General features: G+C 49.2%; 17 protein-coding genes. 7 read left to right on the top strand and 10 right to left on the bottom strand.

Going from position 1 to position 22,264, the window contains the following annotated elements; all coding sequences use genetic code 11:
* Window positions 1-8 precede the first annotated feature (8 nt).
* From gabT to acsA, 3 genes are all read right to left on the bottom strand, one after another.
* On the bottom strand, window positions 9-1,358 hold the full coding sequence (gene gabT / locus JZI27_RS01185) for a 4-aminobutyrate--2-oxoglutarate transaminase (protein WP_057133810.1): 1,350 nt from the start codon (window positions 1,356-1,358) through the stop codon (window positions 9-11).
* 199 nt (window positions 1,359-1,557) lie between these two features.
* Window positions 1,558-2,961, bottom strand: a complete 1,404-nt coding sequence (locus JZI27_RS01180; RefSeq protein ID WP_481752787.1) for a sigma-54 interaction domain-containing protein — start codon at window positions 2,959-2,961, stop codon at window positions 1,558-1,560.
* A gap of 154 nt (window positions 2,962-3,115) precedes the next feature.
* A complete protein-coding gene (gene acsA, locus JZI27_RS01175) occupies window positions 3,116-4,831 on the bottom strand; it encodes an acetate--CoA ligase (protein WP_057133811.1) in 1,716 nt (571 codons plus the stop codon).
* A gap of 164 nt (window positions 4,832-4,995) precedes the next feature.
* Between acsA and JZI27_RS01170 the strand changes: the two genes are divergently transcribed.
* From JZI27_RS01170 to JZI27_RS01145, 6 genes are all read left to right on the top strand, one after another.
* Window positions 4,996-5,901: a metallophosphoesterase gene (locus JZI27_RS01170; protein WP_280206357.1), complete on the top strand. Its 906-nt coding sequence runs from the start codon at window positions 4,996-4,998 to the stop codon at window positions 5,899-5,901.
* 57 nt (window positions 5,902-5,958) lie between these two features.
* A complete protein-coding gene (locus JZI27_RS01165; protein ID WP_122907153.1) occupies window positions 5,959-6,963 on the top strand; it encodes a PucR family transcriptional regulator in 1,005 nt (334 codons plus the stop codon).
* 109 nt (window positions 6,964-7,072) lie between these two features.
* On the top strand, window positions 7,073-8,188 hold the full coding sequence (locus JZI27_RS01160; protein ID WP_122907154.1) for an ABC transporter ATP-binding protein: 1,116 nt from the start codon (window positions 7,073-7,075) through the stop codon (window positions 8,186-8,188).
* A gap of 95 nt (window positions 8,189-8,283) precedes the next feature.
* Window positions 8,284-9,057, top strand: a complete 774-nt coding sequence (locus JZI27_RS01155; protein WP_057133883.1) for a Cof-type HAD-IIB family hydrolase — start codon at window positions 8,284-8,286, stop codon at window positions 9,055-9,057.
* A 76-nt stretch (window positions 9,058-9,133) separates the two neighbouring features.
* Window positions 9,134-10,528: a S8 family peptidase gene (locus tag JZI27_RS01150; protein WP_057133817.1), complete on the top strand. Its 1,395-nt coding sequence runs from the start codon at window positions 9,134-9,136 to the stop codon at window positions 10,526-10,528.
* A gap of 49 nt (window positions 10,529-10,577) precedes the next feature.
* Window positions 10,578-11,171: an NAD(P)H-dependent oxidoreductase gene (locus tag JZI27_RS01145; protein ID WP_280206352.1), complete on the top strand. Its 594-nt coding sequence runs from the start codon at window positions 10,578-10,580 to the stop codon at window positions 11,169-11,171.
* A gap of 44 nt (window positions 11,172-11,215) precedes the next feature.
* Here the strand turns inward: JZI27_RS01145 and JZI27_RS01140 are convergent, their stop codons facing one another.
* The 7 genes from JZI27_RS01140 to JZI27_RS01110 all read right to left on the bottom strand — a co-directional run bounded on the left by JZI27_RS01140 (window position 11,216) and on the right by JZI27_RS01110 (window position 19,806).
* Complete coding sequence (locus JZI27_RS01140) at window positions 11,216-11,722, bottom strand: DUF3907 family protein (RefSeq protein ID WP_057133819.1); 507 nt, start codon at window positions 11,720-11,722, stop codon at window positions 11,216-11,218.
* A gap of 93 nt (window positions 11,723-11,815) precedes the next feature.
* Window positions 11,816-12,991 carry an ABC transporter permease gene (locus JZI27_RS01135; protein ID WP_057133822.1) on the bottom strand — a complete coding sequence of 392 codons (1,176 nt, stop codon included), beginning with the start codon at window positions 12,989-12,991 and terminating at the stop codon, window positions 11,816-11,818.
* Entirely contained in the window at window positions 12,984-14,174 is a 1,191-nt protein-coding gene (locus tag JZI27_RS01130; RefSeq protein ID WP_057133823.1) for an HlyD family secretion protein, read from the bottom strand. Before JZI27_RS01130 ends, JZI27_RS01135 begins: the two co-directional genes overlap by 8 nt.
* 64 nt (window positions 14,175-14,238) lie before the next feature.
* Entirely contained in the window at window positions 14,239-14,811 is a 573-nt protein-coding gene (locus JZI27_RS01125) for a TetR/AcrR family transcriptional regulator (RefSeq protein WP_057133886.1), read from the bottom strand.
* 161 nt (window positions 14,812-14,972) lie between these two features.
* The gene (locus JZI27_RS01120; RefSeq protein WP_280206347.1) at window positions 14,973-18,176 is read right to left on the bottom strand and encodes an AfsR/SARP family transcriptional regulator; all 3,204 of its coding nucleotides are present in this window, start codon (window positions 18,174-18,176) and stop codon (window positions 14,973-14,975) included.
* Window positions 18,177-18,333: 157 nt separating this feature from the next.
* Complete coding sequence (locus JZI27_RS01115; RefSeq protein ID WP_057133890.1) at window positions 18,334-18,957, bottom strand: YhcN/YlaJ family sporulation lipoprotein; 624 nt, start codon at window positions 18,955-18,957, stop codon at window positions 18,334-18,336.
* 72 nt (window positions 18,958-19,029) lie between these two features.
* A complete protein-coding gene (locus tag JZI27_RS01110; RefSeq protein ID WP_122907163.1) occupies window positions 19,030-19,806 on the bottom strand; it encodes a copper amine oxidase N-terminal domain-containing protein in 777 nt (258 codons plus the stop codon).
* A 231-nt stretch (window positions 19,807-20,037) separates the two neighbouring features.
* Between JZI27_RS01110 and JZI27_RS01105 the strand changes: the two genes are divergently transcribed.
* Window positions 20,038-22,197, top strand: coding sequence for an exo-beta-N-acetylmuramidase NamZ domain-containing protein (locus JZI27_RS01105; protein ID WP_280206343.1), 2,160 nt, complete (start codon window positions 20,038-20,040; stop codon window positions 22,195-22,197).
* The last annotated feature ends 67 nt before the right edge of the window (window positions 22,198-22,264 follow it).

The raw sequence follows: 22,264 nt of genomic DNA, 5'->3' as shown, positions 1-22,264 counted from the left end.
GCGAGAGATTAGTTGGTTACGTATATGCCTTTCAGAACATCGGTCATGATGTCCAAGCCTTCCTGCAGTTGCTCATCTGTGATGACCAGAGGTGTCAGGAAGCGCAAAATGTTGCTGTGCACACCAGCAGACAGGACAACGACACCATTTTCATAGCAGCCTTTTGTCAGCTTGCCTACCAATTCCTTCGCCGGAGCACCGGTTTGCGGATCTACGAACTCTACTGCGCACATCGCTCCGAGACCACGTACGTCTGCGATTACAGGGAGTTCTTTTTGCAGGTCACGGAAATGCTTTTGGATCGTATCACCAATGATTTGTGCGCGCTCTGCCAGGTTTTCACGCTCCATTTTTTCAATGACAGCCAGAGCCGCTACGCAACCGAGTGGGCTGCCGCCGTACGTGCCACCGATTTCTCCTGCCGTCGGTGCGTCCATGATCTCCGCACGCCCTGTAACCGCACTGATTGGCACACCTGCTGCGATGGATTTGGACATGGTGATGATGTCAGGCTCGATCCCGAAGTGCGTGGACGCAAACATCGAACCAGTACGGCAGAAGCCTGTTTGAATTTCATCAGAGATAAAGAGAATGTTATGTTTTTTACAAATGTTGTAGATGCCTTGGACAAAAGAGACTGGAGGAATCACGAAGCCACCTTCTCCTTGTACCGGCTCCATGATCACCGCAGCCAATTCCTCAGGGGACACTTCTGTCAGAAGGAAGTCTTCAAATTGATTGACGCAGTATTGAGCGTATTCTTCTTCCGTCATCCCCACTGGTTTGTTTGCCATGTAAGGGAACTGGGCTTTGTAGGTTGCTGGTGCGAATGGACCCATTTTGTATTTGTAAGGCTTCACCTTGCTCGTCAGGGACATTCCCAAAAGGGTGCGACCATGGAAACCGCGAGTAAAGGAAACGATTCCTTGGCGACCTGTGTATTTGCGTGCGATTTTTACCGCGTTTTCTACCGCTTCCGCTCCACTGTTGGCAAACATCGTTTTCTTTTCAAAGCTGCCCGGCGTGATTTCAGCCAGCTTTTCAGCCAACTGCACGTATGGCTCATACATGGCTACGTGGAAGCAGGTATGGATGTATTTGTCCAGCTGTTCCTTCAGCACATTTACGACCTCGGGAGCACAGTGCCCCGCATTAATAGTGCCGATCGCACCAGCAAAATCCAAGTACGTATTGCCATCTACGTCATGAAGTAAAGCTCCAGATGCCGTCTCAACGACTACTGGTGTGTTGTTTCCGACTCCACTTGGTACTGCTTTTTCTCTTCTGGCAATAATAGACGCGCCCTTAGGACCTGGCACACCTGCAGATACATTGACGAATTTACGCTGTTTGGACATTCGATCCAACTCCTTTAGATAGGAAATGAATTAAGATTGATGAATACCTTCAGCTTTTTATTAATGCAAAAAGCATGCCAAGCACTAAAACCCGATAAAAGCTCTTTGTCTTGGCATCCTTTCCACCCCGTTATCCAAATTTGAATTAAAATCGCCGAATATCTCGATTCAATATTGAATTAATGAATTCATTTATGAATCAATGGCGAATTTGGTATTTTTGCAGCTTGCGAACGACAGAAGGCTGGCTGATTCCCAGCATTTGGGCCATCTCTGCCGTAGTCCTGCATCGCTCTTCGGCATACCTCATCCACTTTTCTTCCACCTGCTCCAGCGCTTCCTTCAGCGAAAAGCTGGTCATCATCGGGTCGATTTCCGTCTGTTCCGAGTATCCTGTCCGAACCTCTGGCGGCAAATGAGCAATCGTGATGTTATCCTCGTCGGTTGTGACCACCATGCGCTCCAGTACGTTTTCCAGCTCTCGAACATTCCCCGGCCAGTCATACTGCAGCAATGCAGCCGTCGTAGCTCCATCCAATCGCTTATCCAGTCCGTAACGCTCGTTCAGGTTGCGCAGCACGACCCTGATTAGCGCTGCAATATCCTCAGGACGCTCCCGAAGAGGCGGCACTTGTATCGGCACGACGTTCAGCCGGAAATAGAGATCCTGTCGGAACTTCCCTTCCTTCACCATCGCTTCCAGATTGCGGTTCGTCGCTGCGATTAAGCGAAAATCCACTTCGCGATAAGTCGTACTGCCGATTCGCTGCAGCCGTTTTTCCTGAATCACCTTCAGCAGCTTGGCCTGCAAGGTGAGCGGCAGCTCCCCCAATTCGTCCAGAAAAAGGGTTCCCTCATTTGCCATCTCGATAATACCCTGCTTTCCGGTCTTGCCTGCACCGGTAAAAGATCCAGCTTCATACCCAAAAAGCTCAGATTCGAGAAGTCCCTCTGGAATGGAGCCACAGTTGATCTCGACAAATTGTCCACCTGAGCGGCGACTATTGCGGTGAATATCCTTGGCGATCACATTTTTCCCTACGCCAGATTCGCCGAGAATGAGGACATTCGAATCGACGACAGACACTTTTTTGATCAATCGATTGATCGCAAGCATGGCTTCACTTACGGCGACGACACCATCCTGACTCTTTTCGCGCAGCTCTACTATCTCGCTCTCGAACTGTTTCAGCTGTTGATTCATACTCTCGTAGCGCTGCTTTAATTCCAGAATCTCAGTCAGATCGTGTGAATAATTGACGACCGCGATTAATTTTCCTTCTGAAGAGTATATGGGATAGGCAGAGACCATCAATTGCTGGCCTTTTCTGGTTTCCTGCAGGATCGTTTGCGGGATTCGCTTTTGCATAACCATGTGGGTGACAGAAGGGTAGAAAATCTTTTCTTCCTCCAATTCGATCACATTACGCCCCAAAAGCTCTTCCTTGCTTCTGCCGTACATCTCTTCACAGGAATCCCCAATCAGTCGGATGAACCCTTCGCCATCCGTGATGATCAGATGATCGCGAGAGGTCTCGACAATCCCCTCCAGTACCTGCTTGAGCCAAGATTCATCTCGCTCGATTTGCTGGTAGACGTGCATGAAATCACACCACCGTTTCCTCATGTTGTTGAACAGCATCACCTTCTGCGTACGGTCGTCAATCCCTTGTCTGAAAGGTATCGATAGCCTGATTGCAGCCTTTACGGAAAAGCCATCTCCCGGAAATGAGAGATGGCTTTGTACGGTTGATCGTCTAGTCTTCCATCGTGGAGAGATCGCCAGTCGGAAGACCCAATTCCCACGCCTTCAGAACACGGCGCATGATTTTTCCAGAACGAGTCTTCGGAAGCTTGTCACGGAACTCGATTTCACGCGGTGCTGCATGGGCAGCAAGTCCTTCCTTCACAAACTTACGGATGTCGTCCATCAGTTCTTCACTTGGTTCATATCCTGTGCGCAGAGATATGAACGCTTTGATAATTTCCCCGCGTACCGGGTCAGGCTTGCCGATGACACCTGCTTCCGCTACTGCCGGATGCTCAACCAGCTTGCTTTCTACCTCAAATGGTCCTACGCGTTCGCCGGAAGTGTTGATGACATCATCGATTCTTCCCTGGAACCAGAAGTAGCCTTCTTCGTCCTTGTAAGCAGAATCGCCCGAAACATACCATCCTGGAATATTGAAATACTCCTGGTATTTCGCTGGATTGCTCCAAATCTGTCTCATCATCGCTGGCCAGCCTGTGCGAATGGCAAGATTCCCCATCCGGTTTGGCGGCAATTCATTGCCCTGATCGTCGATGATCGCGGCGTAAATACCTGGGAATGGTTTGCCCATAGAGCCAGGTTTGATTTCCATGCAGCGGAAGTTGGAGATCAGTTGACCACCCGTCTCGGTCATCCACCAGTTGTCATGAATCCGGTGGTTAAAGGCCCGAAGTCCCCAGTATACGACTTCTGGATTGAGGGGTTCGCCGACACTCAGGACGTGGCGCAGGCTGGAGAGGTCAAATTGCTTGATCACTTCGTCGCCAGCTCCCATCAGCATTCGGAATGCTGTCGGGGCACTGTACCACACCGTTACCTTGTACTTTTCAATCGTTTTGTACCAGTCCTCCGGCGTAAATCTTCCACCCCGTACAACCATCGTAGCACCGTTTAACCAAGGTGAAAAGATCCCGTAGGAAGTGCCAGTCACCCAGCCCGGGTCTGCCGTGCACCAGTATACGTCGTTCTCTTGCAGATCCACAATCCATTTACCTGTCTGCAGGTGCTGGATCATGGCATTATGAACATGGAGTACGCCTTTTGGCTTGCCTGTCGATCCAGACGTATAGTGAAGGATCATGCCATCTTCGCGGTCGACCCACTCAATCTCAAAATCAGATGTAGCGTCCGCCATCGCTGCCTCAAAGCTGACTTGCCCTTCCTCCAATTCTCCCTTTGCTCCGACCAGAATCACGTGCTTGAGCGCAGGCAGGTCTTTTACAGGCACGCGAGACAAGAGAGCTGGTGTCGTGACGATCGCCACTGCTTCACTGTTTTCCAAGCGATCGCGCACAGCAGCTTCCATGAAAGCTTCGAATAACGGTCCGACAATCGCGCCGACTTTCAAGGTTCCTAAAACGCTTACATAAAGCTCCGGCGTACGAGGCATAAAGACAAAAACGCGATCTCCCTTGGCAATACCCAAGTTGCGAAGGACGTTACCAAACTTGTTCGATAATTCACTCAACTGGGCAAAGGAGTAGCTTTCTTCTCGGACTGCATCACTATATAGCAAGGCTGTCTTATCTTTGCGTTCTGTCAAAAGATGACGATCAATGGCTTCATAGGCCATGTTCAATTTACCTGTTTCATACCAAGTAAATTCTTTTTCTACATCTGCCCAATCGAAGTTGGCGTATGCTTCGTCGTAGTTTTTCAGGTTAAAGTTCCCTGGTGCTACTGGGATTTTTTCTACTTTCATGAGCCCACTCTCCTTATACTCCTCATGGAATCTTTTTTACTCAACTTTCATAATATTTCTTTCTTTTTGTCAAAATTCCTGCTTCCATAATCCACCTTCTTCAAACAAGAATAAAATCTAGTATAATGAGCCTTGCTGACAATAAACCTGGAGGTGACAGACAAATGACCTGGATGTTCCTTATTGCTGCTGTCGCCCTTCTTTATTTGCGCGCAAACCGAAATACGCACGATCTCCAAACCAAGCATATTTCCGTCTCGCTTCAATCTTCTGCACACGTTCCGAAACCAGACGATTATGAACCGATGTCGGTTTTGCATTTGTCTGACTTGCATATGGAAAACCTATCGATCGATGCTAAACGGATCGTTGCTGATTTTTCAGATCACGATCCGGACTTGATTGCCATTACAGGCGATTTGCTGGATCGCCATAAAAATATTCCCAAGGCTGTCGCGTATGTAGAAACCGTTATGCAATTAGCTCCAAAATACGGAACCTTCGTCGTATTTGGCAACCACGACTACGTTCTGTCTCCGCCCAAGCTAGCGCAGCTGAAAACAGAGCTGGAAAGACTAGGCTGCCATGTATTGATCAACGAGCATGTAACCCTGAATCATCACGGTCAGCCCTTTCACATCATCGGTGTCGATGATTTTGCGACGCGCCGCAGCAGACTCGCGCGTTCGTTCCAGCAGGTGCCTGACAAGGGTGCGAGATTGGTCCTCACCCATGACCCGAATATTGTGCTTCATATGAAGGATTATCCTTACGACTACTTGCTTTCTGGACACTTTCACGGCGGACAGATCCATTGGCCCAAGCCGTATCATCTCGCGAAGATGGGCAAACTGCCCAAGTTAAACATGGTCAAGGGCTTGCATCGTGTGGATGGACGTCCGTTTTATATCAGCGAAGGATTGGGTCAAACCGGCTTGAATGTGCGCCTTCGTTCCCGCCCTGAGATTACGCTGCACACGTTGACGAGCAGTCCTTCTGTAGCCGAGGAGTTCCGACCCGTTGTTGCAGCCACATCGAAAGAAACTGCGCCCACACTCGCCATCGAGTAAGGTATAATAGCCTTACTCGATTTTTTATATCGACACAAAAAAGCATGGAGGGCAGTCATGGACTGGCGAAATAAGGTCGAAAAAATTGCACAATCTACGAACCTGCCGATACGTTATTTGGAATGTTCAAACCATGAAGTCGATCAATTGCATATGGAACAGGAGAAAGACGGTTGGGAAATCTGCAATGTCACACGAATGGATGACCGCACTATAGGGGTCATGATTCAGCCCGAGCACTGGCATCCTTCTGCCCGTTCTTTATTGGAGCTTCTTTTTACACCCATATCCAACGTGGACCCTTTCACAGGATGGTTGGTACAACTTCTGGAGGTCCCTACTACTCCGCCCCCTCGCTACGTTCGCGAGCAGGCATGGCGTGATCGGCGGCTATGCTTTTTCCTGCAGAGATGCCAGACGGAGAGCCGCATGGACATGGAATGGTCAGCCCTACAACCACTGTTGAAGGATTTTTTTCCCGGTGCCGACGCTTCACTCCAGCTCGTCCCACTTCAACCGGAGCTTTGCTTGTTGCTCGTCCCTCTCTCGTATTTGGATACGGACAACAAACTAGAACGTGAGATTGCTCTGGAATTAGCATTCGGTTTACATGAAATGCTCTCTTGCGAATGGATGGAAAAATTCAGGGTGCTTGTCAGCCTGCCAATCGAGCAGCCTGCTTCTGTTGGAGTATCGTTTCTCCAATTACATACCCTTTCTCTTGCCCTGCAACGATTTTGTCCTAAGATCATGGTTGCAGCGAGCTGGCAATACCCGTTGGAGCGCTGGGCATCCACTCTTTCACCAGAGACGTTTTCTCAGGTAGTGGATGGCTTGTCTGCTGTACTTCCTTTTTCTCCGTTAACCCATGAACAAAGAGAAACCCTTGAAACCCTATTCGCTCGCCAATTAAATGTAAGCGAAGCAGCTCGTCAGCTATTCTTGCACCGAAATACGCTTTTATATCGATTGGACAAGATCACCGAGGCCACAGGACTTGATCCGCGCCATTTTCCAGACGCCGTCCTGCTTCAGCTCCACCTCCTCTTTCGTCGGAATTGACTAAATATTTTGTGCATTATACCCGTAGTACTCCGAACCTCTAAACAGTACGATACAGATAGACACCAACGAATCTGCCTGCCTTATTTGATGGAGGAGGTGCCTTTTCTTGGCCAAAGTAACCTTGAATCACGTATATAAACGCTTTGCCAACAACGTGGTCGCAGTCGATGATTTTCATTTGGACATCCATGATCAGGAGTTTTTGGTTCTGGTCGGTCCCTCTGGATGTGGCAAATCGACGACTCTGCGGATGATTGCCGGTTTGGAGGAAATTTCTGAAGGGGATCTGTACATAGGTGATCGGCTTGTCAATGATGTAGCGCCCAAGGATCGCGATATTGCGATGGTGTTTCAAAGCTATGCGCTTTACCCCCATATGAATGTCTATGAAAACATGGCTTTCGGTCTCAAGCTGCGCAAATTCTCCAAAGCCGAAATCAATCAGCGGATCGAGGAAGCCGCAAGAATCCTGGATATTTCACATCTCTTGGACCGCAAGCCCAAGGCCTTATCCGGGGGTCAAAGACAGCGTGTCGCGCTTGGCAGGGCGATAGTCAGAGAACCGCAGGTATTTCTCATGGATGAGCCGCTTTCCAATCTGGACGCCAAGCTTCGTGTGCAAATGCGCACGGAGATCCTCAAGCTCCACCAACGATTGAATACAACTGTCATTTACGTTACCCATGACCAGACAGAAGCGATGACGATGGGAGATCGCATCGTCGTGATGAAAGATGGCCTGATTCAGCAGGTCGCCACTCCTCACGAAATCTACAACCACCCGGTCAATCAGTTTGTGGCCAGCTTTATCGGCTCACCCTCGATGAACTTTTTGAACGGAAGGCTGGTAGAAAAGGATGGCCAGCTGCACTTTGAAGGCGAGCACATACATTTACGCTTACCGGACGACAAGGCAAAAGTTCTCCGCGATCGGGGTTACGTAAACAAGTCTATTATTTTCGGGATTCGCCCAGAGGATATGTACAGCGATCATCAATTTCTGGAAGCCAATCCGTTCGAAAGCTCGCTTGATGCGCATATCGATGTGGTCGAAAACATGGGCTCCGAGCTGTATATTTACTTCAATAACATTGGGCGTACACAGATGGTCGCCCGCGTGGATGCCCGCGAAGGGTTAAAGCCCCGGATGAGCATTCGGCTGGGACTGGATTTGTCCAAGTGCCATGTATTTGACAGTGAGACGCAAGTAGCTGTATTCTAATAGTCAAACTGAGAAGGAATGTCTTTTCCCGGCATTCCTTTTCCTCTTTTTTCGGCATGAAAGAAGAGTGTAAAAAGGAGTGGAGAGAGAACATCATGTCTTATCAAATCGTCTTTTTTGACATCGACGGAACATTGTTAAATACAGAGCATATCATTCCATCTAGCACGGTTCACGCTGTACAGCAATTGAAAAAGAACGGTGTTCACGTCGCCATTGCCACTGGACGATCTCCCTACCATTTGCAAGCGGTCGCGCAGCAGCTGGAAATCGATTCATTCGTCAGCTTCAATGGCTCCTATACGGTTCACCAAGGCAGACTGGTTCATCACACTCCACTTGCCTCGCAAACCTTGGACCGCTTGGAGATGTATGCCGGTCAAAACAATCACCCTATGGTCTTCCTTAGCGCGGATTCGTGCTATGCCAATACAGAAAACCATCCGTATGTGCTGGAGTCCTTCGACTTTCTCAAATTGCCCAGCCCTGATTACCGCCAGAAATATTGGCAGGAAAAGCCGATTTACCAAGCCTTTCTATATTGCAACGAAACAGAGGAACGTCCCTACCTGGAAAATTATCGGGAGGTTTCCTATGTACGCTGGCATCCGCAGGTGCTGGACATCCTGCCGCCTCAAGGCTCCAAGGCCCGCGGAATCGAAGCCATGCTCCGGCATCTCGGCATGACCGCATCTGATGCAGTCGCTTTTGGCGACGGCCTGAACGACAAGGAAATGCTTTCCTTTGTAGGCATGGGAGTCGCGATGGGGAATGCGCACGAGGAATTGAAGCCACTTGCCGACATGGTCACGCAGCACGTCAATGAAGATGGTATTCATCACGGTTTAAAACAGCTTGGTTTGATCTAAAATGTAACTTTTTCCTTCATAAACACTCTCTCCATGCACACGCTATAAGCAGATAGCATAGAGGGAGTGATTTTTTTTGCGCATCTTGCCCCCGCTTGTCGTTGCCCTTGCCTTGATCGGATTGGTCGTGGTTCCCATGCGCAGCCAGAACGCCCAACAGGAGATGCGCGAACCTCATCCCCGAGTCACTTCCCGTGAAGCGTCCATTCCGCGTATCAACTACATTGAGCAAGTCAAAGACATTCGCCGCAATCTGGAGAAGAAAGCACATATTCAAACCCTGCACCACAATTCGCGGGACCGGAGTCATTACGTGGAGCATGAGATCGTAGTGAGATTTCATCCCCGACCGGATCAAGCCAAGATTGAACAAATGGCCGCCTCACTGGATGCAAAGATAAAGCGTGATTTTGGCAAATTTCTCATCCTAAAATCGAAAAGCCTCTCAACCAAGGAACTGATGAAAAAATTGGCGGAGCACCCGGATTCTGTCTACGCCGAACCCAACTACCTCCTTTTGCCAAACCGCAAACCCAACGATACGTACTATACGGAGTATCAATGGAACCTTTCCTTGATCGGGATGGAACAGACGTGGGATGTGAGCAAGGGAAGAAATGATGTGATCGTGGCTGTTGTGGATACCGGTATAGACATGGACCATCCCGAGTTTGCCGGCAAGCTCGTCGAGGGCTACAACGTCCTGGAAGACAACCATACTCCTCAGGACGACAATGGTCACGGAACCCACGTTTCGGGCGTCATCGCAGCCAAAACAAACAACGAGGATGGCATTGCCGGAATGTCCTGGAACAGCAAGCTGATGCCGATCAAAGCCATTGGTGCGGACGGCTCTGGTTCTGCAGTCGATATCGCTCAGGGCATTTATTGGGCTACGGATAACGGAGCCGATGTGATCAATCTGAGTGTCGGGAATTATACCTCCTCTGCCGCTCTGAAAGATGCCTGTCGCTATGCTTATGATCGAAATGTCATCCTGGTGGCTGCATCTGGCAACGATGCAACGGATCAGCCAAGCTATCCTGCAGCCTACGAGGAAGTACTCTCCGTCGCTGCTGTCGATCATCTCAAGGAGCGCGCCGATTTCTCCAATTTTGGGGACTACATCGATGTCGCTGCACCCGGTGTAGACATTCCGAGCACCTATATCTACAGTGATTACGCGTCCTTGTCCGGCACCTCTATGGCCTGCCCGCATGTTGCCGCACTGGCATCGTTGGTGCGCTCCGTCAATCCGCGCATGAAAAACAGTGAAATCATGGAGCACATCCGAAATTCGGCTGTAGATTTAGGCCCTCCTGGACACGACCAGCTATACGGATACGGAATGATTGACAGTGCACAAACCATTCGCAAGCTGAAAGCTGTAGAACCCAAGCAAGAATCGAAACCGAAATCTGTCGGAGGCCTGCTCAACAAATTCCTGCTGCGGCTTCGCAATGGATTTTAACCCCTATCTAGTTGCTGCATCTGTGGCCATTAACGAGGAGGAATTACCCATGAAGGCTTGCATTGTATTCGCGCATGATGGCAACACCAGCTTTAACCATGAGATTCTCAAACGCGTAACGGATGAATTCGAGAAGCATCAAATCGATTACACGGTGCGCGACTTGTACGAGATGAACTTCCAGCCAGTCTTCAACCAGTTGGACATGAAACGCGTAGAAAAGGGAAATGTAAGTAGTGATATTGAGGAAGAGCAATCCCTCATCACGGATTCGGATCTGCTCGTCATGATCTATCCTGTCTGGTGGTGGTCCGCCCCCGCCATCATGAAAGGGTATGTGGATCGAGTTTTTACAGACGGCTTCGCATTTCACTATGAAGCCAATGGACCCGTAGGCCTTTTAAAGAATAAGAAGGCTCTCGTCTTTACCACTACCCGAGAGTCTGCTGAAGAAATGGCAGCCCAGGGAATGGACACTGTAATCAGCAAACAAATCGTGGAGGGCACTCTCCAGATGATCGGCTATGAGGTAGCCTACCAGAATTTCGCTGCTGTTCCGTACGTCGATGATGCCACTCGCAAGGGCATGCTTGACTCGATCGGTGAAAAAATCGCTGCATTACGTCAGCCAGTCGGTGTCTAGTCCTTATTTAAGAATCAGCGGAACAAATAAAGAAGCACAGGCTGTTACGCCTGTGCTTTTTGCATCCGTTTTTTGGTGATATAGTCGGTTTCGTAATATTGGAGCTCGTCACGCATTTGTTCGAACACCTTGGACAGGGATAGGGTCAGCTGTTCAAGTTCAGGTGTTACTTTTTTACGAAAAATAATGGAATCTTGATTTGTATAAGCATATCTACCATCTTCGTCGTATACTTCGCCCTTCGGATAGTAGAAATTGTTAATACAGCTATGGTACACCTGATACAAGACCTCTTCTGCAAACTCCTCGTTAAATCGTGCTCGGCGCAAGGAAACCCCGAGCCTTTCGTACGCATTTTCACAGTATACCAGCAAGTGCCGCAGGTCAGAAAGGTAATTGCGATAGTAGGATTCATATTCCTCTGGGTCACCTGACTGAGCCACGAGGCTGTTTAAGGTTACTTGGTTCAAATAGCGTTCCAATTCCATGCTGACCTTTTTCAACTTCGTATACGTCTCTTCGCACAATTGTTTCAGATGAGCTGCTGACATAATGTCCCCCTTGCGTTGAAGAATCTGCCTTTTTTAAGTAAGTATAAGGATAGTTTCTTTGTAACACAAGGATTTCTTTTCAGAAAATATTGTCTATCCCACCACTGATTCGCTAGTAGGATGGCTTGTTTTCCTGTTTTGGTACAGATAGATCAGGTATGAAACAAACAAGCTAACCATTGTCATAATCGCGAGGATGATCAAGTCCTGAGACAATGAGGATATCCCGTGACCTTTGGACAAGATTTCTCTCGTACCATCCAAGAAATAGGTCAATGGCAAGGATTTACCAATAGCTGCGATGTATCCCGGCATCGAAATAAAGGGCCAGGTGTAACCGGACAGCATGAAGGAAGGTACGGCAATCAGCATCGCAATCTGTGTAGACTGCAGCTGATCCTTGAACATAAACGAGATCATGTAACCGATCGCCAGTACAGCCAGGTTGAAGAATGAAGCAATGATCATCAGGTCAACTGTACTGCCGTAATACGGGATGCCAAAGCCCTTCAGTAGTAAGGTGAAACCAAGGAACATATTCAAGGTTCCAGCCAGGAAGTATGGCAGCAGTTTACTTGCCGTAATTTCCCAAAAGCAGTATTTGGCTAGTGTCTCTCGCCAGGTGCCGTCTTCTTTTTGTTGTGTGACGGAAAGCGCGATGCCTAAAAAGAGCACCTGCTGCAGAACCGTGCCAGCTAAGCCGAAAACCATGAAGGACAGGTAGCTGAAAGTAGGATTGTACAAAACACGGTAACGAAAATCGATGCCCGTATAGAGGGCTTTCCCCTCTTCCCCCCAGCTTCCGCTTGCCTCCAGCTTTTTCAGAGTAGCCCCAGCCGAGACGGTTTTGATCACGCTGTTGGCTGCTCGCACCGCCGTGTTGGAGATCATGATATTGCTGCCGTCAATGACCGTCAATACTTCCGCTGCCCTGCCTGCCTTGACGTTCTTTTCCAGGTCTGGCGGGACGATCAAAGCGATCTGAGCTTCGCCTTTGTCTACCAGCGACATCGCTTCCTCTTCGGTATCCACCCTCCCGATCATGCCGAATGTGTCATCAGCGACAAATCCACGATACAATTCTCGACTGAGCTCTGTATGATCGGAATCCACGAAAACAGTTGGAATCGACATGACTTTTTTCTCACTGTAAAGGAAGCCAAACAAGGTCAGATACATGATCGGCACGATGAATACAACGAGTCGAATTGTTTTATTGGTAAATAATTTTTTCCATTCCATCCAGAACAGGTGGGAGAAGTTACTCACCGAGACCAGCTCCTTCGATCCCCCACTCCACAGTCAAGCCTGGGCGTATGTTCGCATCCGAAACGATCATTTTGACCGCAAAAGCCCGAATATCGCGATCACCGAGTTCTTGTGTCGCCTTTTTCACTGCGAAATCTGCCGCTGGAGCAATCGTGACCACTTTTCCTTCTACTTCCTGCTTCAAGGCAGGTACCGACAGCTTGACCGAATCTCCTGTTTTCAAATTCGCCAAGGCGTATTCATTCACATAAAATTTGACGTAATTATCCGCTTTGACCTGAATGGTGGCCACCGTGAAGCCTTGCGCAACCAGCTCGCCTTTTTGCACAGCGATGGATTTGACGATTCCATCGACCGGGGCAGTGAGCTTCGTGTTGTTCAAATAGGCTTCGATCTCATCCAGGGCACCTTTCGCCTGTTGGACGCCTGCTTCAGCAGATTTGACATCCAGCTGCTTCAAGCCTACCTGTCCACGACTGGCTACAGCCTGATCATAAGCCGCTTTTGCCTGATCCAGCTGAGCCTGTGAGGCGTCTACCTGTTCGCGTCGCGCTCCGGATTGGGCCATTTTCAGCTGTTCATCCGCTGCCTTCAGCTCAGCCTGTGCTTTCTCGTACTGCATCTGCGCTTCTTCCACTTTTACCTGCGGAACAGCCCCTTCGACCAGCAGCTTCTGCATCCGATCCAAATTGGCTGCAGCGATTTCGTTGGAGGTTTGAGCCGCCTGCAGCTTAGCTTTCAGCTGGGAGATCTCTTCCTGACGCGCTCCATTTTTGTTGGCGTCCAGTTGGGCTTTGGCCGATGCTACTACCGCTTGCGCCTGGTCGACCTGCGCACTGCTGGAGCTGTCCGTCAAAGCAACGCCCTTTTTGGCTTGTTCCAGCTTGACCTGTGCCAATTGATAGGCCGCTTGCGCCTGTTCTTTCTTGGCGAGAAGCTCGTCGCTGCTCAAGGTCGCAACCAATTGTCCAGCCTTGACCTCATCGCCTTCTGCCACGCTGAGCTGTTCGATCGAACCTCCCATTTTAAAGGAAAGATCCACTTCTGTCCCCTCTACTACACCTGTCATCGTTTGGGAATGCCCCGCGACATTGCCTACACCAGGTCCCATCAAAAGCGTACCCAGTACTGCTATACAAGCTACAAATCCTGTTACCCCTATCCAAGCTCGTTTGTTCTTCATCTCTCTTGTTTCCCCTCACTCGTACATATTCATCACATTGAACTCTCGAATTTTATCGACACTTCTACGCTTGCAGTGCACCATCAAGCATCAAGAGAAGTGTTCGTCTGCTAGCCTCAATATCGACCGGTTCATTCCGAAATTGTTTGCGCAAGGCTGTGAATCCTACCATTCCGAAAATGGCGGACGCCAGTGTCTGAATATCAGCATCCTGCTTGATGTACCCTTGCTGTTTCAAGTCCTTCATGTACATTTCCATCGTCGAGAAATAGTTGGTCAGGAGCTTGCCGGCAAACTGATTTCGTTGTTCATCCGTGGTGAAAATACTCAACAAAAGAAAGCAAAGCTCCCGATTCTCGGAAAAGAAGTGAAGATGACCATCCAATATACTCATCATGCGATCCTCAAGGGATAGAGCATCATTTTGTATCACGCTGTCCACAGAATAGATCAGCATCTTCACGCCTCTTTCGACTACGTACCAGAATAGCTCCTCTTTCGTAGCGAAATGATAATACAGGGTTCCTTTTGCCACCTGGGCCATCTCGGCGATGCTATCCATCGTCGTTTCACTATACCCGTACTGAGAAAAGGCTTTTAGCGCACCCTGCGCAATAAGATCTTTTTTTGAGGACATCACTCCCACACTCCTACGTTTGTTTTCGAATTGAACTGACTGGTCAGTACAAAAATTAGTTTAGACGTTCTTCCAAGATTCGTCAAGAAGCAAGTAATCATTCCGCACGAAAAAAGGAGATCATCCCACGGTCAGCTTCTGACACTTGGGACAATCCCCTTTCATTCGTCGATGATTTGCCGATACGTTGCTTCGGTAGCAGGCATCGGTTCAACACCGAGATGTTCCTTGAGCTTGTTTACACATTTTTCATACCAACGAATGGCCTGAGTTCGGTTGTTCTGCAGAAAATAAGCACTCATCAGCAGGCGATAAGCCTCTTCCCAGCAATCATCCACAAGCAGAATCGCCTCGCACCAGCGTATGGTTCTTTCCCACTCCTGACGTTCCAGGCCAATACGAGCCAACCTTTCCGCGCCTCGTAAAAACAAAACCTGCAACCGGTCACGTTCGGTCTGACACCATTCCTCATATCGACACTCTGGCAGGTACACACCTTGATAATACCCCAACCCTTTCTCCAGCAGGATGGCCGCCTGGTGCCTGTCTCGCTCTTCCAGCCCCATCGTAACCAAACGATCAAACTCCTCTACATCGATATGGTAGCCTGATGCCAGATTAAAGCCATACGATCCACCATGACGTTGAATGAAAAAGGCATCTGTGCGAGCTGCTCGATTCGGTTCCAATGCTTTATGGACAGCATTCAGCGCTACCTTGAAGTCACGCAGGGCGGACTCGTCATCTAGACTGTCCCACAACTGTGCAATAATCTCTTCACGTGCAAGCAAATGATGCCGCTTCGTAATCAAGAGCTGGAATAAAAGCTTGGCCTTGCCTCGCTGCCATGCCTTGTCTGACAGCTCCTGCTCGCCCAGCCAGACGCGAAACTGGCCTAACGTTTGGATACGCAGTGTGTAGCCAGGATGAAAGCTGACGTTTTGCAGACCTAAGTCACTCAGGAGCTGCGAGACATAATCCGGAGAAACCTGCCTGCGCTTGGCTTCGATCAGAATCGGCATGAGCTTTTGCACATCACGCGGCGTGAACATCGTAGGCCGTTGCAGAAGAAAATCGTATTCACCAGACTGCATCAAGGACATAGCATGCGTCACCGCAGGGATGAACAACTCCCACTGCTTGCTTTGATAAGCCAAGTAACTGAGCCAAAGCTGGCAGATGACGACCCCGAAGCTGTCGCCGCAATGACTAAGGCGATCCGCGCAATCCCGTATCACTTCCCTCGCCTCGTCTTCCTTGCCGCTGGTTGCATAGGCAATCCCTACAGCTAGCCGAACCAGGCTGTTCAGCCAGTCGTCACGCATCGCTTCTGTCTCCTGCATCCCTCTTCTGCCATACTCCAGAGCTTGTTCCAAAGCCTTTTCCTTACCGTAGAGCATGGTCAAGCCGAGCAGAGTTTCTGATTTTCCACGGGTGGAATTCAGCTCCTCCATCATTCGCAAGCCTTTCTCATAGAGCTCGCGAATCTCATCAAAAGGCAATTCGTGGCTGATCAGGGCAGCATGTGCTTTTCTCACATAACCATTCGCCTCGACAAAAGGAGAATGAGCAGCTCTTCCCAGCTCAATCGCGGTCTCAGCCGTCGCCCATCCTCTCTCCCATTCCCCGTTCAAGGCAAAGACGAACGATAGGAGCAAGGAAGTTTCTCGATAGGAGCGTGTCAAAGCTGGGTGCTTCGTCTGCTCCAGTGTCCATTTATTCTCCAGCAGAGTAATGGCGGATTGAAGTCGACCCGTTCGGAAAAGCAGGCGCGATTCCAGCTCCACCTCGGTCTGCTGCTCCAGCTCCTGACTTCGTTGATACCAATAGCTCGCTTGCTTGGCATCTCCACGATTGGTGTAAATCTCCGCAAGAAGCCGGTATAGTCGTGGTGCCACATCGTCCTTCTCCGGAATATCTGCCGGCAAAAGCTGGATTGCCCGCTTCAGCAGCTCCTCTGCTCTCACGCTTTGAACACTGTCCAGATGGACGCGAGCCAATCCTTCCAATCCACGGCACAGACCCAGACGGTCGTTTTTTTGCTCACATCGATCAATAAACAGCTGGTACGAATCAAACGCTTGCCGGTAAATGCAGCGATAGCGCTCTACTTCAGCCTGATAAAACCATAACCAATGCTCCTGATCCTTGATGGTGCCAGGAAGCGTATTCGTCCAATGATACAAGATATCGAGCTTACCATTGATGAGCAAATTTTCGGCCGTCTGAGCCAGCCATTCGCCCAACAGCTCCCAATCCTCTGCCAATCGTAAACATTCGAACGCCTTGCTGGTCTCCCCTTTTTGCTGATACCAGCGGGCCGCTGCATGATTCACCTGCAAAAAAGTAGAGGTATCTGAAGCCAGCTTGCTCGCCAACAGCCTGCGAAACAACGGATGAAAATGATGCTTCCCGTCTACGTCCTCTGAGAGAAAGAGATGGCACCGCAACGCTTCGTGAAGAAGAGCAATACTGGCATCACCAAGCACCTGTCGGCAATCCTCTTCGTTAAAATCTTCGAATACAGCAGACTGAATCAAGAACCCCTGCATATCCTCATCGAGCTTCACCCATACCTCTGCTTCAAGCAGATACATCAACCGGGACAGTTCACGCAGACTTTCCGATACGGAGGTTCCCCTCGCTACCCTCTCCCCGAACGAACGCAGGGCCATTATCCACCCTCGAGCGACCTGCTCGACACGATCCCATTCTTCTCTGTTCAAACTCAAATCGTATTCATCCAGATAAAAGGTTTCGCTCTCCTCACGTGAAAAAGCCAGATCGGCTGTCGTCAGCTCCAGACACTCCCCGCGGACAGCCATCAAATCGAGCTGAGGCCAGGCTGGTCTGATCCTTGATAGAATCACCAGCTTGCCCTGAGGGGGAAGCTGCATGGCCACTTGCTGCACAAAGCGATCGACATCGCTTCCCATCTGCACCTGTTGATAGTGATCCAGTACAATAGTGGGTAACAGTGGACGCGAAATACACTCCTGCAAAAACAGCTCCGCCATCTCTTGCCAGCTGATCGGTTCGACTTGACTCCTAGAGAACGTCAGCTTTTCCAGGAGGATGTGACCAAACTCAGGCTGATTCCGACGTATGCTATGCAATAACCCGAACAAAAAGCAATTAAAATCCGCATCTTCTTCACCCAGGAAATACCAGCTGGCGCTAATCCGGGCATCAGTTAGATAAGTGGATAGAGCGGTCGTTTTTCCGTAACCGATCTCGGCATGGATCAGACATACGGAGGCATGCGAAATCAACCGCAGTTTTTTTGCCAAAGCGGGTCGACGCAGCACATATGTCTTTTGCATAGGAGGGGTAATTTTCATTAGAGAAACTTGTGTCATATCCATCTGCTGCACTCCTCACCGATTCTCCTGTTCCTTTTAAAAAATGTATTCCCCATCTGCCTTCATAATCCTGCCTTGGACAAGATAGAACCTCTTCGCATTTTGGTCCTGATCCTGGCTTTGCCACTGAAAAAAAGCCACCCAGTCAACAGGTGGCCTGTTAATCAACGAGATTATACCCTTTTACCGTGTAGCCGATATCGTTGATCAAGACTTGGAAGGCCTCGTCACTGACCTCACCGCCTTGTTCAATCTGACTGTGCAAATTCGAAATCCTATCATAGATTGCCGGATTCGTACTTACATATAAGATATTGAACCGCGATTGAGTCGCCAGTCGTACGCGCATCCGATCCACTACTTTCTTTTGCAGGGAATCTGTATGACCATTATCGATGCGAACAATGGATCCTGGTCGATGAGGAATAGTGGGATGGGGGTTTACTTCGTCAGGCTTTGGCGTATCGATCGGCAGAACACCTACCAGGAGCGTATCTTTGTAAGCCAGTACCTTGATATCCACTACTCCAGGCAGATCTTCAGCAAATTTTTCCAGCCTAGCCACCAGTTGCGGCTCACGATTGTGTACGATTTTTTGCCCGATCATGCCTGCAGGCCCTTTATCCGTTCCGGTGTTGTCGTTGCTCAGATTGATACCAAATGCATCATACTTTGCCTGATTTCCATTTCGGTCTTCCGTTCCCATCTGTTTATTCGGTGAACAGCCAGATAGTAGCCCGGCTACGAGGAGACATACACATGTACCCTTTACAACTTGTTTCACCCAAAACACCTCCTGCCCATAGTTTGGTGTGCAGGAGGTGTTCTTACTCAGCGTTCTGTTTCCTTTTGATGGTTAGTTTCGTTTCGTAAATACGCCTTCAACAATTTGTTCTTCGCCGTCTTTCGTGGCTGTCATTTTGTAATAATCAACAATGATTTTGTCCATCAGTTCAAATTTGAAGCTGCCATCGGACTCCACTTTCACATCGAAATCCTTATCATCCAATGTAACGGTCAGCTCGGAATCTGGGTCTGTCTTTCCAGTTATGGAGTAAACACCAAGTCCCATCAGATTCGCACTCTTCGCAGTGATGGATTCAGAATCGACGATTACCTCGTCTGTCTCTATTGGTGCTTTAGGCGCTTCAGGCTTTTGTTCCTGTGGCTGTTCTTTCGGATCATCCACTTTTGCGTCAGTCGCCTGGTCTGCGATCAAGACGGCTTGTGCCTGCTGATCCCAATTGACCTCATACTCGAGTGCTTCCGCGATAAAACGGACGGGAACCATCGTGCGTTGATTCACGATCTGGGCAGGAACATCCAGTTTAACCGTTTCGCCATTTTTACGGGCTATTTTCTGGGATACGACGAGTCTGACCTGATCGTCCCCTTTTTTGATCAAGACCGTACGTGTTTCCTCATTCCAATCGACATCAAAGCCAAGGCTCTCAGCGATCGGGCGAATCGGCACCAGCGTGCGATTATTCTGCAAGATTGGCTTTTGATCCGGGAAAACGATTGATTTCTGGTTGTATTCGACTTTAATCGCAGTTGCAGCCGAAGCAGCGGGAGAAAATGCAGCCATGGGCACCAACGCCACTGCAAGCAAAAACGCCGTTAATTTTTTCATCTATTCTCACTCCGTTCCAATAAAATGGCTCGTTTTTTAATCTACTATACGCCGTTCTTCGTTTCAAGCAATTCCTGATATTCCCTCTACCTTTTCAATCCCTTGATCCTTAATACCTCGTTCGTTCGAACTATTTTCAAATTGTTACAAAAATGAAACCATCTTGCTACAAAAAACCGTTACAATAGACATACAACGACGACATTTTCACCCCGAAAGAGGCGGAGACTTATGAAAAAAATACTTCCTTTCCTCATCCTGGCCCTGTTATTAACGATCATCCCCCCGGGTGGAAGTTCCGCCAATACTTCTGTCATTCAATTGGGAAGCGACGTACTTTTTACTCAATTTCACCAGGTTATTGAAGACAAAAAAGTGGGACTCCTCACCAATCAAACCGGTATAAACGGTAGTGGTGTCAGCACGATCGACATGATCCGACGGGATTACTCCGTCACCTTGACGGCACTATTTACACCTGAATACGGGCTGAACGGAAAAACACCACCAGACGACCCGAACACAACCTATCTGCATCCTGTGTATGGAGTTCCAGTACATAGTCTGACAGGTCCAGAGCCTCAGCTGACAAAAGAGATGCTTCAATCGATGGATATCTTGCTAGTGGACCTGCAAAATATCGGAACCCGCCATGATTCCTATTTATCTCTCATTCATTCTTGCATCACGGCCGCAAAAGAACACGATAAGCCCATTATCATCCTGGATCGTCCAAACCCGCTTGGTGGAATGATCGTCGATGGCCCGGTCTTAGATCCTGCCTTCCTTTCAGAAGTCGGGGTGGACACATTGCCATTGACGCACGGCATGACAATCGGCGAACTGGCCCTTTTCTTCAACCGAACTATTGGTGCGGATGTGACCGTCATCCCGATGGCTGGCTACAAACGCAGCATGACGTATCAGGAGACCGGACTCGTCTGGTTCCCACCATCTCCACAGCTACCGGATCTGAATGCCGTCTTGGGCTATCTGGCCACAGGGATCGGAGAAGGAACCAATCTGCAGCACGATGACAGCTACAATTGGATGGGGGCTGAAGGAATTGACGCCTATCAATTTGCCGATCTGATGAATGCCAGCCTGCTGCCGGGAGTAGTTTTCTTTCCAGAAGAACGAGAATCAGCCGGTGGGGTGCGCATCCAGATCATCGATCCAAGACTGTTTAATCCAGCAAAGACGGGAATCTACGCACTTGCTCATGCGGAAAAGCTCAGTGATGTTGTGATCCAAACCGGCAGTTCTGAACACACTCTCTTTGACCTCAGAATGGGAACGAGCAAGGTCGGAGAAATGCTCAAACAAGAAGCCAGTCCGAAGGAAATAGAGGCAATCTACGTACCGCAACTTGCACAATTCTTATCGCTGCGTGTGCCCTATCTGATCTACAATGAAGAGCCTTATTACCCAACTATGCCGATTTCCTTGAAACAGCATGTTTCTCCTGCTCCTACGCCTATTCAGACACCGGAAGCAGATGGGAATATGACAGAAACGGCTCCAAAGCCCGACGCGATGCCAGCGGTACCTAATCCTGCCAAGCCGGGAAGCGAAGGCAGCGTGCAACCTGATCAGACGAATGGTTCAAAACCGTCCCAGCCACAAGTACAGCAGCCTGCTGCATCAACACCTGTACCAGGAACGCCAACGCCAGAGTCACCACCTGCGAAGGCTGCTGCACCTGCCCCGAACCAGAATCCGGCTCCACCTGTTGCAGAAAAAGTCGCCTATCTGACGTTTGATGATGGTCCTTCACCTGTCACCTTACACATCCTGGAGACGTTGAAATCCTTTGATGCGAAAGCTACCTTTTTCGTAGTAGGTCGAAGCATCCCTGGCAACGAGGAGATTCTGAAGCAAATTGTCGCAGAAGGCCATAGCCTGGGCGGCCACTCTTATTCGCATGATTACCGATATCTGTATGAGAGTGTAGACGCATTTTTTGCAGATATGGAAAAGGGCAACAAACTTATCGAAGACGCCACAGGCGTAAAGCCTGCACTGTTCCGTTATCCTGGCGGCAGCACCAACACGATCAGTCTCAAATATCAGGATCCCAAGCATTACAACAATAACCATACCGTCATGGCAGCCATCAAGGAAGAGTCCAACAAACGCGGTCTTACCTTTATCGACTGGAATGTCACCAATGGGGATGCTCGGAGCAATCGCTATACGGCTACGGAAGCGCTGGCGCAGATCAAGCAACAGGTCAAAAACCAGAAAGAAATCGTGGTCCTGATGCACGACACGGCTACCAAATCCGCTACCTCTCAATCCTTGCCGCAAGTTATGCAGTTCTTAAAGGAGAAAGGGTATCATTTTGAAGCCATCTCCCCTGATCGCCAAACGATCTCGACAGTCAAGTAAGGGCGCACCACGATCGAAATTGGAGAACCCGCTTTCGGCACAGTTGACCGAAGCGGGTTCTCTTTTT

The organism is Brevibacillus sp. AY1 (genome assembly GCF_029870785.1).
Classification (GTDB): domain Bacteria; phylum Bacillota; class Bacilli; order Brevibacillales; family Brevibacillaceae; genus Brevibacillus; species Brevibacillus invocatus.
The sequence above is the reverse complement of the archived record's forward strand: the minus strand, read 5'-3'. Positions and strand labels throughout refer to the sequence as shown.

Coding starts and splice junctions, on each gene's coding strand:
- gabT (WP_057133810.1), bottom strand. CDS start 1,358: ATGTCCAAACAGCGTAAATTCGTCAATGTATCTGCAGGTGTGCCAGGT.
- JZI27_RS01180 (WP_481752787.1), bottom strand. CDS start 2,961: ATGCACGTCTACCAGCAAATCGAGCGAGATGAATCTTGGCTCAAGCAG.
- acsA (WP_057133811.1), bottom strand. CDS start 4,831: ATGAAAGTAGAAAAAATCCCAGTAGCACCAGGGAACTTTAACCTGAAA.
- JZI27_RS01170 (WP_280206357.1), top strand. CDS start 4,996: ATGACCTGGATGTTCCTTATTGCTGCTGTCGCCCTTCTTTATTTGCGC.
- JZI27_RS01165 (WP_122907153.1), top strand. CDS start 5,959: ATGGACTGGCGAAATAAGGTCGAAAAAATTGCACAATCTACGAACCTG.
- JZI27_RS01155 (WP_057133883.1), top strand. CDS start 8,284: ATGTCTTATCAAATCGTCTTTTTTGACATCGACGGAACATTGTTAAAT.
- JZI27_RS01145 (WP_280206352.1), top strand. CDS start 10,578: ATGAAGGCTTGCATTGTATTCGCGCATGATGGCAACACCAGCTTTAAC.
- JZI27_RS01140 (WP_057133819.1), bottom strand. CDS start 11,722: ATGTCAGCAGCTCATCTGAAACAATTGTGCGAAGAGACGTATACGAAG.
- JZI27_RS01130 (WP_057133823.1), bottom strand. CDS start 14,174: ATGAAGAACAAACGAGCTTGGATAGGGGTAACAGGATTTGTAGCTTGT.
- JZI27_RS01125 (WP_057133886.1), bottom strand. CDS start 14,811: ATGTCCTCAAAAAAAGATCTTATTGCGCAGGGTGCGCTAAAAGCCTTT.
- JZI27_RS01120 (WP_280206347.1), bottom strand. CDS start 18,176: ATGGATATGACACAAGTTTCTCTAATGAAAATTACCCCTCCTATGCAA.
- JZI27_RS01110 (WP_122907163.1), bottom strand. CDS start 19,806: ATGAAAAAATTAACGGCGTTTTTGCTTGCAGTGGCGTTGGTGCCCATG.
- JZI27_RS01105 (WP_280206343.1), top strand. CDS start 20,038: ATGAAAAAAATACTTCCTTTCCTCATCCTGGCCCTGTTATTAACGATC.